This window comes from Niastella sp., from assembly GCF_045805085.1.
Classification (GTDB): domain Bacteria; phylum Bacteroidota; class Bacteroidia; order Chitinophagales; family Chitinophagaceae; genus Niastella.
In genome coordinates, this window is the sequence record NZ_JBJMLX010000036.1 from 1 (window position 1) to 15,120 (window position 15,120).

16 protein-coding genes are annotated in these 15,120 nt (G+C 42.8%); 9 read left to right on the forward strand and 7 right to left on the reverse strand.

Annotated features, from left to right (window positions below):
* The first annotated feature begins 842 nt into the window (after nucleotides 1-842).
* Together ACJ751_RS01555 and ACJ751_RS01560 are read left to right on the forward strand one after the other, a co-directional pair.
* Nucleotides 843-3,323 (forward strand): outer membrane beta-barrel protein, encoded by a 2,481-nt coding sequence (locus ACJ751_RS01555; protein WP_407743617.1) that lies wholly within the window; start codon nucleotides 843-845, stop codon nucleotides 3,321-3,323.
* A gap of 107 nt (nucleotides 3,324-3,430) precedes the next feature.
* A complete protein-coding gene (locus ACJ751_RS01560) occupies nucleotides 3,431-4,261 on the forward strand; it encodes an N-acetylmuramoyl-L-alanine amidase (protein WP_407743618.1) in 831 nt (276 codons plus the stop codon).
* Between the two features lies 1 nt (nucleotide 4,262).
* Here ACJ751_RS01560 and ACJ751_RS01565 read toward each other — a convergent pair whose 3' ends face one another.
* The 3 genes from ACJ751_RS01565 to ACJ751_RS01575 are packed head-to-tail and all read right to left on the reverse strand — an operon-like array spanning nucleotide 4,263 to nucleotide 5,488.
* The gene (locus tag ACJ751_RS01565) at nucleotides 4,263-4,475 is read right to left on the reverse strand and encodes a copper chaperone (protein ID WP_407743619.1); all 213 of its coding nucleotides are present in this window, start codon (nucleotides 4,473-4,475) and stop codon (nucleotides 4,263-4,265) included.
* A 29-nt stretch (nucleotides 4,476-4,504) separates the two neighbouring features.
* Entirely contained in the window at nucleotides 4,505-4,894 is a 390-nt protein-coding gene (locus ACJ751_RS01570; RefSeq protein WP_407743620.1) for a hypothetical protein, read from the reverse strand.
* A gap of 12 nt (nucleotides 4,895-4,906) precedes the next feature.
* Nucleotides 4,907-5,488 (reverse strand): RNA polymerase sigma factor, encoded by a 582-nt coding sequence (locus tag ACJ751_RS01575; protein WP_407743621.1) that lies wholly within the window; start codon nucleotides 5,486-5,488, stop codon nucleotides 4,907-4,909.
* A gap of 127 nt (nucleotides 5,489-5,615) precedes the next feature.
* Here ACJ751_RS01575 and ACJ751_RS01580 point away from each other — a divergent pair, with 127 nt between their 5' ends.
* Nucleotides 5,616-6,548 carry a DUF72 domain-containing protein gene (locus ACJ751_RS01580; protein ID WP_407743622.1) on the forward strand — a complete coding sequence of 311 codons (933 nt, stop codon included), beginning with the start codon at nucleotides 5,616-5,618 and terminating at the stop codon, nucleotides 6,546-6,548.
* 262 nt (nucleotides 6,549-6,810) lie between these two features.
* On the opposite strand, the gene ACJ751_RS01585 is transcribed toward ACJ751_RS01580, so the two are convergent.
* Together ACJ751_RS01585 and ACJ751_RS01590 are read right to left on the reverse strand one after the other, a co-directional pair.
* Nucleotides 6,811-8,094: a Y-family DNA polymerase gene (locus ACJ751_RS01585; protein WP_407743623.1), complete on the reverse strand. Its 1,284-nt coding sequence runs from the start codon at nucleotides 8,092-8,094 to the stop codon at nucleotides 6,811-6,813.
* Between the two features lie 182 nt (nucleotides 8,095-8,276).
* A complete protein-coding gene (locus ACJ751_RS01590; protein WP_407743624.1) occupies nucleotides 8,277-8,711 on the reverse strand; it encodes a LexA family protein in 435 nt (144 codons plus the stop codon).
* 73 nt (nucleotides 8,712-8,784) lie between these two features.
* On the opposite strand from ACJ751_RS01590, the gene ACJ751_RS01595 reads away from it, so the two are divergent.
* From ACJ751_RS01595 to ACJ751_RS01605, 3 genes are all read left to right on the forward strand, one after another.
* Nucleotides 8,785-9,399, forward strand: coding sequence for a 2'-5' RNA ligase family protein (locus ACJ751_RS01595; RefSeq protein WP_407743625.1), 615 nt, complete (start codon nucleotides 8,785-8,787; stop codon nucleotides 9,397-9,399).
* Between the two features lie 29 nt (nucleotides 9,400-9,428).
* The gene (locus tag ACJ751_RS01600; RefSeq protein WP_407743626.1) at nucleotides 9,429-10,040 is read left to right on the forward strand and encodes a 2'-5' RNA ligase family protein; all 612 of its coding nucleotides are present in this window, start codon (nucleotides 9,429-9,431) and stop codon (nucleotides 10,038-10,040) included.
* A gap of 153 nt (nucleotides 10,041-10,193) precedes the next feature.
* Nucleotides 10,194-11,303, forward strand: a complete 1,110-nt coding sequence (locus ACJ751_RS01605; protein WP_407743627.1) for a PA0069 family radical SAM protein — start codon at nucleotides 10,194-10,196, stop codon at nucleotides 11,301-11,303.
* Here ACJ751_RS01605 and ACJ751_RS01610 read toward each other — a convergent pair.
* On the reverse strand, nucleotides 11,292-11,576 hold the full coding sequence (locus ACJ751_RS01610) for a hypothetical protein (RefSeq protein WP_407743628.1): 285 nt from the start codon (nucleotides 11,574-11,576) through the stop codon (nucleotides 11,292-11,294). The two genes, ACJ751_RS01605 and ACJ751_RS01610, sit on opposite strands and share 12 nt — an antisense overlap.
* A gap of 227 nt (nucleotides 11,577-11,803) precedes the next feature.
* On the opposite strand from ACJ751_RS01610, the gene ACJ751_RS01615 reads away from it, so the two are divergent.
* Nucleotides 11,804-12,319, forward strand: a complete 516-nt coding sequence (locus ACJ751_RS01615) for a hypothetical protein (RefSeq protein WP_407743629.1) — start codon at nucleotides 11,804-11,806, stop codon at nucleotides 12,317-12,319.
* A gap of 284 nt (nucleotides 12,320-12,603) precedes the next feature.
* Here ACJ751_RS01615 and ACJ751_RS01620 read toward each other — a convergent pair whose 3' ends face one another.
* Entirely contained in the window at nucleotides 12,604-12,813 is a 210-nt protein-coding gene (locus tag ACJ751_RS01620) for a hypothetical protein (RefSeq protein ID WP_407743630.1), read from the reverse strand.
* A 180-nt stretch (nucleotides 12,814-12,993) separates the two neighbouring features.
* Between ACJ751_RS01620 and ACJ751_RS01625 the strand changes: the two genes are divergently transcribed.
* Both ACJ751_RS01625 and ACJ751_RS01630 read left to right on the forward strand, forming a co-directional pair.
* On the forward strand, nucleotides 12,994-13,740 hold the full coding sequence (locus ACJ751_RS01625) for a sensor histidine kinase (protein ID WP_407743631.1): 747 nt from the start codon (nucleotides 12,994-12,996) through the stop codon (nucleotides 13,738-13,740).
* Between the two features lie 18 nt (nucleotides 13,741-13,758).
* The gene (locus ACJ751_RS01630; RefSeq protein ID WP_407743632.1) at nucleotides 13,759-14,430 is read left to right on the forward strand and encodes a response regulator; all 672 of its coding nucleotides are present in this window, start codon (nucleotides 13,759-13,761) and stop codon (nucleotides 14,428-14,430) included.
* The last annotated feature ends 690 nt before the right edge of the window (nucleotides 14,431-15,120 follow it).

Genomic DNA, 15,120 nt, shown 5'->3' on the forward strand with positions numbered 1-15,120 from the left:
AGAAGGCAGAAGGCAGAAGGCAGAAGGCAGAAGGCAGAAGGCAGAAGGCAGAAGGCAGAAGGCAGAAGGCAGAAGGCAGAAGGCAGAAGGCAGAAGGCAGAAGGCAAAGAATTTTTCGGAGGTGTAAGATCTGATATTAATCTCAAATGTGGCGAGCCATTTCACGTTTCACGTTTGCCGTTTCACGTTTTCACGATTTACGAAAAAGAGAGCGCAGGGGAGTGACCAGCCCAGTCACTCCATGCTGTAATAATTTTTCCAGATGCTTGTGGTTCAGATAGGCGCCTCATTCATTTTCCGGTTTTGGGTTTTTCAACAGCATACAAGTACGTTCGCAAATGATGCACGGCGAACGACTGTATCCAACTAAGGATATTTACTCCGGGGGCTCCTGCAGCAATACGGATACATTACCAGCAATTCTCCTGCGCATCCTATTGAAGGTGAGTCAAAACATTTTCAGTAAACAAAGAACAGCGTACGATCAGCCAGAAGCCAAAAGTAACTGGAAGGTTTTTGTTGTAGTTACCAATGTGTGTGAACTGCTGATTTATGCGTGTGAAAGTAAAGATTACTGTGGTGAACCGCTAAAGTTATCTACTGAACATATTAAGTAATAGTACGCAATGAAGCATACGAACAATTGTAAGCGGCTTTAGTTACTCAATGACTAAACATTTATTACCCTACTTATCAAATAGAAATAATACATCAAAAAAAGTATACTTCATTGGGTTACAATATAACCGTTAAAAGTATTTATTTACCGTTGGTGTATACGAAGTAAAATGACTGTAACACACAGATACTTTTGCCGACTAAATCTTCAAATAATTTAATTCATGAAAAAGCTGGTATTACTAATGTTGCCTTTGTTATGTGCCGCTGTTACCATGGCGCAGCAAATAACGGGTAACGTTAAGGATGATCAAGGAAAGGCTTTATCCGGAGCAACAGTAACACTTAAAAAACTAAAAGACTCAGCCCTGGTTAAGCTGGCGGCTACCAATGCCACCGGTCAGTACTCATTTACCGGTATCAATGCAGGTAGCTATTTTGTAGCGGTTACCTTTACCGGTCATACTGCCAAAACTTCTGCAACATTTGAAGTAAGTGGCGCCGGGGATGTAACTGTTCCTGAAGTTACATTAACCAAAACTGCCGGTAACCTGAAAGAGGTAGTAGTAGCCGCCCGTAAACCTATGGTAGAAGTTAAGGCTGATAAAACTATTTTAAATGTAGAAGGAACTATTAATTCAGTAGGTCAGGATGCCCTTGACCTGTTACGTAAATCGCCGGGCGTTATGGTTGATAAAGACGATAACCTGACTGTAAGTGGCAAGAACGGCGTACAGGTGTTTGTAGATGGCCGCCCAACTCCATTCACCGGAAAAGACCTGTCTGACTATCTTAAGACCATTCAGTCATCTTCTATTGAAGCTATAGAGATCATTACCAACCCTTCAGCCAAATATGAAGCTGCAGGGAACGCCGGTATCATTAACATCAGGCTGAAGAAGAACAAAAGCTATGGTACAAATGGAAGTGTAAATGCAGGTTATAATATTGGTTATACGCCAAAATACAATGCCGGTTTCTCCCTCAACAACCGCAATAAGTATGTAAACGTATTTGGCAACTATAACTATAATGACAACCCCAACGAAGCCAATATAAACCTGCACCGCGAGGTAGATGACACCCTGTTTAATGGCCGGACCAAGATCAATGTAGGGAACAAGAGCCATAACTTTAAAGCAGGTATGGATTATTTTCTTAATAAGAGAAGTACCATCGGTATAATGGCCAATGGTTCTTTTACCGATCAGGACATCAATAACTACGCGCGTACGCCTATTTCTTATATGCCCACCCAGGTTGTTGACCGTGTACTGATTGCGAATAACACCAGTAAGAATAAGAAGAATAACATCAATGGGAACCTGAACTACCGGTACGCCGATTCTTCAGGCCATGAGTTGAACCTCGATGCGGATTATGGCGCTTATCGTAACAAAAGCGACCAATATCAGCCCAACGATTATTACAACCCAACCGACGAAACCAAAGCGATCTATAGCCGCATCTACTTTATGAATGCGCCTACTGATATTGATCTATACAGTTTTAAGGCCGATTATGAACAGAACTTTAAAAAAGGCCGTTTAGGATTGGGTGGTAAAGTTTCATATGTAGAAAGTAATAATGACTTTAAACGCTATGATGTTGATGCGGGCGACAGGCAAACAAGGTATTATGATACTTCGCGTAGTAACAATTTCCTATATAAGGAGAATATCAGTGCCGGTTATATCAACTATAACAGGCAGTTCAAAGGCTTTATGATACAGGCAGGTGTGCGGGTTGAAAATACTCATGCAACAGGTAGGTCACAAGGTTTCTCATGGGATGGCAACCAGTTTAAGTATGTTCCATACGATTCTACTTTTACCCGTGATTACACCAACCTGTTTCCCAGTGCGGCCATTACGTTAAACAAAAAGCCTATGAGCCAGTATAGTTTAACCTTCAGCCGGCGTATTGACAGGCCTAATTACCAGGACCTGAATCCATTTGAATTTAAAATTGATGAGTATACGTTCAGAAAAGGTAATACCGGGTTAAGACCGCAGTACACTAACAGCGTGGGCATTACCCATACGTATAAGTACCGGTTAAACACTACCCTGAATTATAGCCATGTAAAAGACATCTTCTCACAACTGGTTGATGTAACAGAAAAATCGAAAGCATTCATTACCCAGAAGAACCTGGCCACCCAGGATATCGTGAGCCTGAACATCAGCTATCCGTTCCAGTACAGATGGTATAGCATTTTTGGTAATTTGAATGCCTATTATTCAAAGTACAAAGCTGATAATGGTCCCGATAGAAAAATTAACCTGGATGTATATGCCGTTAACTTCTTTGCACAACAAACATTTAAGTTAGGCAAAGGCTGGACAGGTGAAATGAGCGGTTTTTATACTTCTCCATCCATTTGGCAGGGAACTATTAAAAGCAGTTATATCTGGAGTGTAGATGGCGGTTTCCAGAAAACCGTATTAAAAGGAATGGGTAATATCAAAGCATCGGTAAGTGATATCTTCCATACCCTGAAATGGAAAGGTACCAGCAATTATGCCGGACAGCACACTGTGGCAGCCGGTAACTTTGAAAGCCGTCAGTTTAAACTGAACTTTACTTACCGGTTTGGTAACAGCCAGGTGAAAGCGGCCCGTCAACGTAAAACAGGCGCTGAAGAAGAGAACAAACGTGCCAATGACAGCGGTGGTGGAATAGGTGGTGCTTCTCCAAAATAACAAGCAGATATATCGATAGATAAAGATCCTCCTCTTAACCGGGGAGGATTTTTTTTGCTTAACATTTATCTTCCCTACTTTGCATAGGTTATAAAAAACCGTTCACTATGCGAGTATTTGCAGGAAGTTTGTTTTTTGTTATAGTAATTTCGGCCCTGGCTTACAGTTGTGCGCATAATCCTTATGCCAAAACCAACAGGGTGTATAAAAAGCAGGCAAAACAGTTAGCCAATAACTTAAAGTTTTTTCCCAATAAGTTGCTGCTCGATTCGGCCATTATGCCGGCTTATACAGTTGGCACCACCAACTTCGATTTGCGTAAACCCAATTTTGTTATCATACACCATACGGCGCAAAACTCCTGCGAGCAAACATTAAAAACATTTACCCTGGAACGCACCAAGGTGAGCGCGCATTATGTTATTTGTAAGGATGGCACCATACACCACATGTTGAACGATTACCTGCGTGCCTGGCAGGCCGGGGTAAGCAAGTGGGGCAATTTTACCGACATCAATTCAAGCAGCATTGGCATTGAACTGGATAATAACGGTAATGAACCTTTCCCAGAGGCACAGATCACCAGTTTGGTAAAATTGCTGGATACACTAAAGAATCATTATTCAATTCCCACGGCTAATTTTATTGGTCATGCCGATATAGCACCGGGCCGGAAAAATGATCCCAGCCACTACTTTCCCTGGCAGACGTTGTCACAACGTGGTTTTGGATTGTGGTATGATACTACGGCCGTGGTGGTGCCTGATTATTTTAATGCAACACAGGCTTTACGTATTATAGGCTATAATGTGAAAGATACCCTGGCGGCCATCCGCTCGTTTAAAATACATTTTGTACCGCAGGATACTGTTTTGATTAAAACTTTAACTGATGATGATAGAAAGATCCTGTTCGATCTCGAGCGCAGATACCAATAGCTTATTGCAGTTCTTCACAAAAATAACCCGCCTGTTGTAAGGTAGCTTCAACAGAGCGGGGACTAAGATCAACGGATTCAATTCGAAGTATTTTGTCGGTATCATCGAGGTCAACATTCCAGCGGGCAATACCCTGCAGGTTGTTGATATGGGGTGTCACCGCATTGATCTGCTTTTTAAAGCGCAGGTTGGTTTTAAATACAAGCACTTCCATTACCTATAAGCTTTATTAAAAAAGCGGGTTTACTTGTTCTCAGCTTCGGGTTCATGGGTGGGAAAATCGCGGTCGTTAAATGGACCACCACGCCAGCCGCCTTTGCAACGGGTCTTCCATTCGTCTTTGAATCGCTGTTTTTCTTCGGGCGTCATTTTTTCCCATTTGTCCAGCATTCTTTGGCGGAAGCGGTTCCTGAAATGTTCTTTTTTATGGTGAAAGCCACCAAAGCCGCTGAATAATATTTTTGATAATACCAGTATACCCAGTGCCTGCCAGAAGGTGATTATTTTTACACCCAGTACATCGGCCAATATGCCGTTCCACAAGCTCATTACTATATAGCTGAACAACATGACAAAAGCTGTACAGAATACCAGGATCATTACAGCTTTGCCAAACCAGAATCTACGTTTCATGTTACACGTTGTTTAATAATTTAATAATTCATCTTTCAACACACTTAGCCGGTTGCGCAGGTGAAGTACTGCATAGCGTTTGCGGCTAAGCAGGGTGTTCACCGTTTCGCCGGTTCGTTCGGCAATTTCTTTAAATGGTACTCCTTCCAGTTCATTCAATATAAACACCTGCTTTTGTTCCTCGGGCAATTCGTTGAGCGCATTGTTCAACTCTTCCCAAAAGAGGGTGCGCAGGTAGTCTTTCTCGGGGTTATCGCTGGCATCAAATAAAAATTCAGTCCAGTTAAGCCCGCTTTCTTCATTTTCCTCTTCCCCAAACAGGTCTTCCAGGGCTTCAGGTTTCTTTTTTCTTTGCCGGTCGATTATTTTATTACGGGCTACCGTAAACAGCCAGGCAGTCATTTGCTCAATAGGCTGCGTGTTACCAACAAACTGGTAAAACACATCCTGCAATATATCTTCAGCATCGGCTTCATTGTTTACCCGCTTGCGGATAAAGCCCATGAGGCGTTTGCTATAGTCGGTAATGACCTGCGTTATATTGCGTTTCCTGTCAGTCGTCATGCCAGGTGCTATCGTAAGCGTCTCCTTCATGTATTATACATGGGTAGACGACCAGCGGATAGCAATATTTTAAAGATGGGTTAAAAAGTTGAAAAGTTGACGGGTTGACCAGTTCACAAGGGTAAAAAATGGAAAATTTCAGGTAACTTGTTTTTCTATGAAGTTTGGAAAACTGCCTGTAAGTGAACTAGATACGGTGGATTTTACACTTCCGCCGGAACCTGCCGGTAATAAAAAGATCCTGGGCGGCGTGAAAAAGCCCACCGTAAACATCCGGATCGGATGTCCGCAATGGGGCGTGCCGGGCTGGCTTGGCAAAATTTACCCGGCCAAAGCAAAGGAGAAAGATTTTTTGAGCAACTACGTACAACATTATAATTGCATTGAACTGAATGCCACGCATTATAAAATTTACGATCCAACGGCCATCACCAAATGGGCCGATAAAGCCAATGGCCGGGATTTTACTTTTTGTCCCAAGTTATACCAGGGTGTAACGCATCAGGGTGGTTTAAGAGGCAAGGAAGGGATGATAGCTGAATTTTTGCAGGGCATAAAAGCATTTAAAGAACACCTGGGGCCTGTGTTTATACAACTGAGCGATTCGTTTGGCCCCGCCCGTAAAGATGAGTTGTATACATTTTTAAAAGCGTTACCCAACGACGTGACCTTCTTTTTAGAAGTGCGTCATCCCGACTGGTTTGCACAGGAAGCCATCCGAAAGGAATTTTTCAATACGTTGTATTTGCTGAAGAAAGGCGCTGTAATAACTGACACCTCGGGCCGCAGGGATTGCGCCCATATGCACCTGACTATTCCAAAAGCATTTGTACGTTTTGTGGCCAATAGTATGCACCCAACAGATTATACCCGGTTGGATGCCTGGATAGAACGCATCATTAACTGGATTGAACAGGGCCTGGAGGAACTGTATTTCTTTGTGCATATGGAAGATGAATTGTATTCACCAGAACTGATCATTTACCTCACCGATAAACTTAATGCCGCCTGTGGTTTGCAGTTGGCTCAACCACATTTTATAGAACCGGAAGGGCAGGCAGCAGGCACGCAGATAACCTTCTTTGACTAAGATTGGCCGTGGCAGTCACTTAGCATTGCCATAGCTACAAGGTAGATACACCATGGATACTCCATAGATACACCGTAGATACAGCATAGATGACCCATGGATAAACCATAGTAAAGGCAAGGGAATAGTAAGACAATAGTAAGGGAATAGTAAGAGGGTAGTAAGGCCAGAAAAGGCTTTTTTATTGAAAGAAGGTAAAAAGAATGCTTTGTTTTCTATTAATCGGCATTGTAATAAATGTACAAAATAAGTGCCAGTAGCACTAACTTACTTCATACAATTCTTCCCAACGGGTAGTATAGCGTTTACTGCGTAACTCCTGCCGCATCTTCCAGTCACGGGTTAGCCCGGAGGCAGCAAATTTCAGCACATCATCGCGCATGCTGAAGTTGATATTATCCATCATGCTCATCAAAAGCCGGTTATACTTTTGTGGCTCCGGTAAAAATAAATTGCCCTGAATAGCTTCATCCGGTTCCAGCCCGGCCAACATAACCCCGGCTTTTTTATACACCTTGCCCTGTTCGTATAACGACTCCACCAATTGTACCGCAGGTTTTATTAACTCGTTGGTACTGCTGGTAGCGGCAGGTAAAGTAACATGCGAGCTTACCGTAGCACCCCGGCGAAAACTTACTTCATAGTTCTGTTCGCGCGGAACAATAAAAACACTGATGACCCGCGCAGCACTGTGCTGCCGCCGTAACTTTTCGGCTGCCCTGGATGTATAGGTAGCTATAGCTTCTTTAATATCATTGATATCAGTTACCGGTTGACCGAACATGCGGGTAGTGGCGATCATTTTTTTGTTTACCAGCGGCTTTTCCATATCGCGCGATGGCAATCCGTTTAGTTCCCTGATAAGCCGTGCGCCTGTAACGCCACCCAGGTTGGCATATGCCCATTCCTCAGACATCGTGCATAATTCCCAGGCACTGGTAATGCCCAGGTTGATGAGTTTTTGCGCATAAGCCCAGCCAACACCCCATACATTACCTACCCGTGTTTGTTGCATGGCAGTTACCTGTTGCTGCCGGTTGGCCAGTACATACACACATTGCGTAGCGTCTTTGTTTTTCTTGGCAAGATAGTTAGCCAGCTTGGCCAGCGTTTTGGTAGGCGCCACCCCTATGGATACAGAAATGCCCGTCCATTGTTCAACCGTTTGGCGAATGTTCATGGCTGTTTCATACAGCTTTTCTTCCGGCACATCGCCCATGTCCATAAATGCTTCATCAACCGAGTATACTTCTACTTTGGCGGCATCGCCTAATAACATGCGTAAGGTTTCCATAACCCGCCAGCTGAGATCGCCATATAAATTATAGTTGGAAGAAAATACAGAAATGTTGTGTTGTTGAATAAGCGGCTTTGCCTCAAAATAAGGAACGGCCATCCCCACGCCGGCGGCTTTGGCCTCATCGCTGCGGGAAACAATGCACCCATCGTTGTTGCTTAATACTACCACCGGTTTGTGTTGCAGATCGGGCCTGAACAATCGTTCGGCCGAACAATAGAAGCTGTTGCAGTCAACAATTGCTTTCATAAAAAACTATTTGCTATTGGGTTGGGAGCCGCCCCGCAAACCGGAGCGGCTCAATAAACACATAGGATGGCTTAATGGAATGGTTTAATTATGTTGTTACCTGCTCAATAGCGATAAAGGTGTACAAGTGAGTGACACAACGACGGTCAAATAGTAGCACAACCGCCTGGTACAAAAAAGATCTAAACCTGATGGATACCGTACGTTACAACGCCCCAGATACCCAGTGAATCGCACGATGCATCTACCTCAATGGTTGCATGCTTTTTGTTTTCGGACAACAGCCGTACTTTATTAAATGTTTTTTCGAGCCGACGGATGAACATTTCTCCATTTAATATGCCCACTACCACTTTACCACTCTCGGCTTTTATACTGCGATCGACAATAATGGTGTCTCCATCATAAATGCCGGCGCCCGTCATAGCGTCGCCGCGTACACGCATAAAAAAAGTAGCAGGTTTATTACGGATCAGTTGTTCATTCAGGTCAATACCGCGTTCCATGTAATCATCGGCCGCAGCGCCAAAGCCAGTGGCATCGGCTGTTTTAACATCCTGTTGCGAGAACTTTTTTGTTCCCCGGTACGATGTTTCGTTAAAAAATTCCCCCTCCATATAATTTAATTTTTGATGTACTAAATTATTTAGTAAATTTATGCTAAATTGTTGATCCAATAAAAAATGATTTATGAATACCGGGTTAGTAAAAAACACTCCATTTGCCTGGAATGGCAGCGGACACCGGGAATATAAACTGGTTATATATCCTGATGCCGTTGTGTATGAAAAGATTATGGCAGAAAAGCAGCGCTTCTTTATGAATTATGGAGTGGAAAATGTGACAAAAGCATTCCCTTATATAATGGTGGCTGGTTTTTATGCAGGCGAAGGCATGGAGGAAACGCTGATCCGGTGGATACAACGCATTTGCAGTCAGCACAATAGTTTTGATGTAACACTTAATAACTATAGTGGCTTTCCGCAGCACAGCATTTACCTGCGTATTCAAAATCCGCAACCCCTGCAACAACTGGCCGGCCAATTAAAAATGCTCGACAATCATGTAGTTGCCATGGCCGGCAGTGTCATTGACCGCATACCGCATATTTCGCTGGCCTGTGAATTACCTGAACCCGTTTACCATAATGCCCTGCCTGTGTATTCGCGTAAAACCTTCAGGGCGCATTTTATGGCCACAGAACTGGTTTTGCTGGGGCGTGACCATCCCTTTGCTACCGCTAAAACCATAAACGTATTTCGTTTTTTGCCCGCTAACCATAAATCTTACAGTGAAGTGGCCTGACATATAATTTCATCCTTAAAAAATCAATTATGAAAATCAATATTCAGTCTATACCCGGTTGCAGAATTAATGAATACATGTTGGTGTTGAACCCGCATGAAGAGTTGCGTAATAAAATTGCGAAGGTTAGAAATGAGTTCAGCGAAACGTATAAGAATTCAGCTGCGCTTATTGGCAAGCCGCATCTTGCCCTGGTACGGTTTACCCAATTGGAGATGATGGAAGAACGGATTGTGAACCGCCTGAAAGTGATAGGTATGGGTTTTCAGCCATTTAAAGTATCGCTGAAAGATTATGGAAGTTTTCCATCGCATACCATCTTTATAAATGTTACTACCAAAATACCGGTTCAAAACCTGGTGCGTGAAATAAAGGAAGCGCAGCGCCTGATGAAGCTGGATAATGAACACAAACCACATTTTATTGATGAACCGTTTATTGCCATCGGCCGCAGGCTGGTGCCCTGGCAATATGAAAAAGGGTGGCTTGAATTTTCGCACCGGCAATTTACCGGATCATTTATAGCAGATAATATGCTATTCCTGAAACGTCGCCTGGGCGATAGATCGTGGCAAATAGCACAACGTTTTGAATTTATGAATTTACCCGTTACGACAAAACAAGGGGAGTTATTTGTATAGTCATGCTTGTAGTGGTAATGTTTTAAGCTTTCAAATTAAAAAATGGGAACCACCTCCTGTCCCGATTTATCGGGATGGGAGCGTCGTACGGGACTGCATTAGCAACCTTATCTATGAAGTAGTTTGGCTATGTGATAAATTAAAAGGTATGATATGAAAGAAACAAAGCAGGACAGTTACCGGGTTACCCCGAGGAAGATGGACGAGCCTGATAATTATAAAAAAGGTCGGGGCGCCCAGATCAATACAAAGAACCGCTTTCTCAAGGAGCAGCATGTGCAGGAACATGTAGAAGGCATTGACGACTGGACCGAAAAGCAGGAACCCACCCAATACCTGGAGCAGGAGGCCAAAAGCCTGGTAAATAAAGTTACCAGTCCCGATGTAGGCATGTGGTACAGCATGAATCCTTACATGGGTTGCGAACATGGATGTATATATTGTTATGCCCGCAATGCACATGAGTACTGGGGTTATAGCGCGGGACTTGATTTTGAAAGAAAGATCATTGTAAAGACGAATGCCCCGCAACTCCTGCGTAAATTTTTAATGAACCCCAAATGGGAAGGTGTGCCTATTAGTTTGAGTGGGAATACCGATTGTTACCAGCCGGCCGAACAAAAGTACCGGTTAACCAGGTCGTTGCTGGAAGTGTGCAATTCATTTAACCAGCCGGTAGGCATCATCAGCAAAAACGGCGGTATGGTGCGGGACAAAGATATTTTGAAAGAAATGGCCAATAAGAAACTGGCTTCGGTGATGGTTACCATAACCTCGTTGAATGAAGACCTGCGGCGGGTAATGGAGCCACGCACCACCACCTCCATGCAACGCTTACGCCTGATAAGAGAGTTGAGCGAGGAAGGAATTCCGGTAGGTGTAATGATGGGTCCCATGATACCGGGGTTGAACGATCATGAGATGCAACGCATTATGTTGGCAGCAAAAGAGCATGGCGCCACTTCTGCCGCATATACATTTGTAAGGTTGAATGGATCGGTTAAATTATTGTTTCATGACTGGCTGTATAAAAACTTTCCCGACCGGGCCGATAAAGTATGGCATATGATAGAACAAAGCCATGGCGGTCAGGTAAATGATACCAGGTTTGGTGTTAGGATGCGTGGGGAAGGCGATATTGCCGAGATCATTTCCCAGCAATATCGCAAATACGGTAAACTGTATGGAATGAACGCTGAAGAGCTTGATCTGGATACGACCACCTTCAGACGGCCGGGCGCCCAGGGAAGGTTATTTGATTAAGAAATTAACAGAGCTCCCGCCTTCTTTTTTTATCATGAACCTTTGTAGTACTTCTTTAGTACGAATTATCTCTTTACACAAACCGGCAATTTCGGGGGCATTGTCCAGTAAGTTAAGTTGGGCAAGGGATTGTTGCAGTTCCCGGATCTTTTCCCTGTAATAATAATCCATTACTTCTGCTGAGTCGGCCATAATAGGTTGAACGAGGGTGTGGGCAGTTTCGTTTGGCGAAACAGAGTCTGATTTGCTAATGGAGGAGTGTTGCTGTCTCATGGAATTAAAATTAAAAGTTATAAAAGTTCGATTGGGCCTAAACTTTCACCTGTGACTCGGGAACGGGTTACCTGGTTGATCCAAAGTTCCTTTATATCGCCTTGAGGAGCAAGCGTTAAAGTACCAAAAGTAACAAGTAGTAGCTGTATATAAATTAGGTAGTTCTACGGATTTTGTGGCAGGTATTTACAAATATCTTTAGCGCCCGTTTAACCTAAATTATTTTTATGGCAACTAACATGAAGTCTTATCTGACTTACCCTTTTGTACTATTATTCTTTATGGGAGCCACGTTGATCAGCTCCTGTGGAGGCGGCCCTCAACCCGGAAAAGATGAAGTTTGTATCAAGAACCCGAAAGACACATCGGAGCTTGGTAAAAAAGATCATTTCATTCCTGTTATGAGCATCGATATTTATAAAAAGAACTTTGACCAGGCCCGTGATACCATTGATCAAAGACTTCCGGATATTATGATCCCAAATTATGAGGTCTTCAACAGGGCTTCGATAGTTGACTATTTAAAGGACAGCACTGTTGCCGGATTTAAATTTTATTATGGAATTAAGCCCGGTGGCGAGAAGAAGAGAGCCTTGCGCATAATGATCGTTGGCGTGGATAAAAATGGCAAGAATGTTTACTTAAAAGGCAAACGAGGTAGTACAATGGGCGCCCAGGCAACCAGTGATGATGGTGGTTTGGAATATGGCCAATGCAGTCCTCCATGTGATATTCAGCCTTAATAAGCAGGAAACATTACCCTAATTCAATGACCGAGATTCATTCGTACAATGGATAGTACCGTACGTTTTATTTTAAGTTTAAGCATCGGTTTTGCTGTAATAATCGGGATAGTAAGATTTCGAAGGATAGATCCGTCTTACTATCCCTTCCTTTTTAATTGCAGTGTTGCTTTAACCGTAGAGATATTAAACTGGTGGCTGACACAAGAGGGGCATCCGGATGCCTTCATTTTAGTACAGAATATTTTTTCTTACCTGGACTTTTACCTGTTTCTATGGCTTTTTCATAACTGGGGATTGTTCAACAGAAAGAAGTCGACATTTATAGTTATAGCAAGTGTTTTTTTTGTAATATGGCTGTTGGAAGGCCTTTTATCGACAGGATTTGTAAAGCATAATGTATACTTCTTTACCCTGTATTCGTTTGCACTGATCTTTTTCAGCGTAAGTACATTTAATAAAGCCGTGGTTAATGAGCGCATCAGCATTTTCAAAAACCCGAAGTTTTGGATCTGTATTGGGCTGATAATTTTTTATTCATTCTTTATACTTGTAGTAGTAACAAGCATATCTTTATTCAACGTTAAAGTAAGTAAGGAATTCCGGCGTGGTTTATGGGCAATAAGCGTATATTCGAACTTATTGGTTAATCTTTTATATGCAGTAGCAGCTATATGGGTACCCAGGAAAAAGAACTTTACCAGTCTATTTTGATAGTGGTGGGGGTAGTGGGTATAATTTTACTATATTTCATTATCACCATCATCCGCTATCAGCGCCGCAGCCTGAAACTGCATAAGGAGAAGATACAGGCCGAAATTGATACATTGGAAAAAGAACGCCGCCGTATAGCCTCTGACCTTCACGATGAACTGGGCCCTCTGTTGTCTGCCGTAAAGCTTCAAATAAACAGCCTCAATACCACCGATCCCGACGATGAGGCCGTAATCAGTAAATCGAGCACCCATCTGGATAGCATAATCCGCAAACTGCGGGAAATTTCCAATAACCTTATGCCTAATACCCTGGTGCGAAAGGGACTGCAGAAGGCCATTACCGAGTTTATTGATAATAACCGTAACGTATGCGGATTAGAAATAAGATTTATATGTGAGCAGGATATGCACCTGAATCAATACAAAGAGGTCAATATCTACCGCATCATTCAGGAAATTCTTCACAATACCATAAAACACGCCCAGGCATCCCTGCTGATCATCAAAATTATAACCGAGGGTAACCGCCTTTTGCTCATGACCGCAGATAATGGAAAAGGTTTTGATTATTTTACTAAAGTAAAAGACAATCCCGGCCTTGGACTTCGTAACTTGCAGAGTAGGACCGAGGTGATGGGCGGTGAACTTACCTGTCATTCTGAACCTGGTAAGGGCACCACATATACAATTGAAATTCCTCTTTGACCAGAACCAGGTGTTATTATGAAAACATATGGCAATATAAAAGTTGCTATTGCTGACGATCATGAGATTTTTCGCGACGGGTTGCGGGCAATGTTGCAAAAACAGCAAGACATTTTATTGGTGGCCGAAGCCGCCAATGGCAAAGAATTGATTGAACTGGTAAAATCACAGGAGCCTGATATTGTTATCAGTGATGTGAAAATGCCGGTAATGGATGGGGCTGCCGCTACCCGCCATCTTGCCGAGCATTACCCCCACGTTGGCATTATTGCACTAACCATGTTCGACGAAGAGGACCTGATTATCGATATGCTGGAAGCCGGGGCCCGCGGTTATCTTTTAAAAAATGCCGATAAGAACGAGATCATAGAAGCCATCAAATCGGTTTACCAGCAACAGCCCTATTATTGCCGACATACCTCCAATAAGCTGGCCCAAATGGTGGCCAAAAGCAAGTTCAATCCATACAAGCAAAAACAGAAACCCGAGTTCAATGAACGGGAAATTGATATTGTTTCGGATATCTGTAATGGCCTCACCAGCAAACAAATTGCCGAAAAAATATTCCTGAGTGTACGCACTGTGGAAGGGTTGCGGTTAAAGATCATGGAAAAAATGGAAGTGAAGAACACCGCCGGCATTATCATTTATGCCATCAAGAACAACCTGTACAAGCCCAGTAACATCTAACGCTGCTGCATAAGCTTTCTTACTGACAACCACTTTGTTGCCTTCAATTAATGGATACGTATAGCCGAAGAAAGTAGCGGGGCTATAGGCGATCAAAAAAATATTTTCAAAAAAATTTCACAAAATATTTGGTGTAATTGAAAAATTATTGACACCTTTGCATAAACAAATCAACAAAAACATGTTACGCAAACAATCAAATATTGAATCGCTGAACGGCTGGAGTCCGATAGGTGACTTTACTGTTTGCGGGGCGTGTTACGCTGATGAATAGGTTGAACAAACTAATTCGATATAACACAGGCCCCGCAAGGAATTGCGGGGTTTTTTATTTATCGGCTGTTTAATAAAATAACAGCGAAAAGGAACCCTTATGACCAAAGGAATGAGTATGCTATTTTCATGTGTGTGCAGGCGTTAGAGTTCGGTAAAGAGTAAAACAAATAAATTATAATTGCTTATGAAATTTATAAATAACAACATCTAAATAACCACATACGAATTGATGATACAATCATTGCGACATATGCAAAGTATGATGATGGATAATACAAGACGATTTATCCGGTGGAACCCGTGTGCAATTGCGGAAGCAGTGATTTATTTCAATGGCGGCATTAGTGAGAAGGATGACATACCAATACGACCAGGTTGTGTTTAAACGAAACTGTTAATACAGGAATCGAATAA

Excerpts from the sequence above, each read along its gene's own strand:
- ACJ751_RS01555 (WP_407743617.1), top strand. The coding sequence starts at position 843 with ATGAAAAAGCTGGTATTACTAATGTTGCCTTTGTTATGTGCCGCTGTT.
- ACJ751_RS01560 (WP_407743618.1), top strand. The coding sequence starts at position 3,431 with ATGCGAGTATTTGCAGGAAGTTTGTTTTTTGTTATAGTAATTTCGGCC.
- ACJ751_RS01565 (WP_407743619.1), bottom strand. The coding sequence starts at position 4,475 with ATGGAAGTGCTTGTATTTAAAACCAACCTGCGCTTTAAAAAGCAGATC.
- ACJ751_RS01570 (WP_407743620.1), bottom strand. The coding sequence starts at position 4,894 with ATGAAACGTAGATTCTGGTTTGGCAAAGCTGTAATGATCCTGGTATTC.
- ACJ751_RS01575 (WP_407743621.1), bottom strand. The coding sequence starts at position 5,488 with ATGAAGGAGACGCTTACGATAGCACCTGGCATGACGACTGACAGGAAA.
- ACJ751_RS01580 (WP_407743622.1), top strand. The coding sequence starts at position 5,616 with ATGAAGTTTGGAAAACTGCCTGTAAGTGAACTAGATACGGTGGATTTT.
- ACJ751_RS01585 (WP_407743623.1), bottom strand. The coding sequence starts at position 8,094 with ATGAAAGCAATTGTTGACTGCAACAGCTTCTATTGTTCGGCCGAACGA.
- ACJ751_RS01590 (WP_407743624.1), bottom strand. The coding sequence starts at position 8,711 with ATGGAGGGGGAATTTTTTAACGAAACATCGTACCGGGGAACAAAAAAG.
- ACJ751_RS01595 (WP_407743625.1), top strand. The coding sequence starts at position 8,785 with ATGAATACCGGGTTAGTAAAAAACACTCCATTTGCCTGGAATGGCAGC.
- ACJ751_RS01600 (WP_407743626.1), top strand. The coding sequence starts at position 9,429 with ATGAAAATCAATATTCAGTCTATACCCGGTTGCAGAATTAATGAATAC.
- ACJ751_RS01605 (WP_407743627.1), top strand. The coding sequence starts at position 10,194 with ATGAAAGAAACAAAGCAGGACAGTTACCGGGTTACCCCGAGGAAGATG.
- ACJ751_RS01610 (WP_407743628.1), bottom strand. The coding sequence starts at position 11,576 with ATGAGACAGCAACACTCCTCCATTAGCAAATCAGACTCTGTTTCGCCA.
- ACJ751_RS01615 (WP_407743629.1), top strand. The coding sequence starts at position 11,804 with ATGGCAACTAACATGAAGTCTTATCTGACTTACCCTTTTGTACTATTA.
- ACJ751_RS01625 (WP_407743631.1), top strand. The coding sequence starts at position 12,994 with ATGGGTACCCAGGAAAAAGAACTTTACCAGTCTATTTTGATAGTGGTG.
- ACJ751_RS01630 (WP_407743632.1), top strand. The coding sequence starts at position 13,759 with ATGAAAACATATGGCAATATAAAAGTTGCTATTGCTGACGATCATGAG.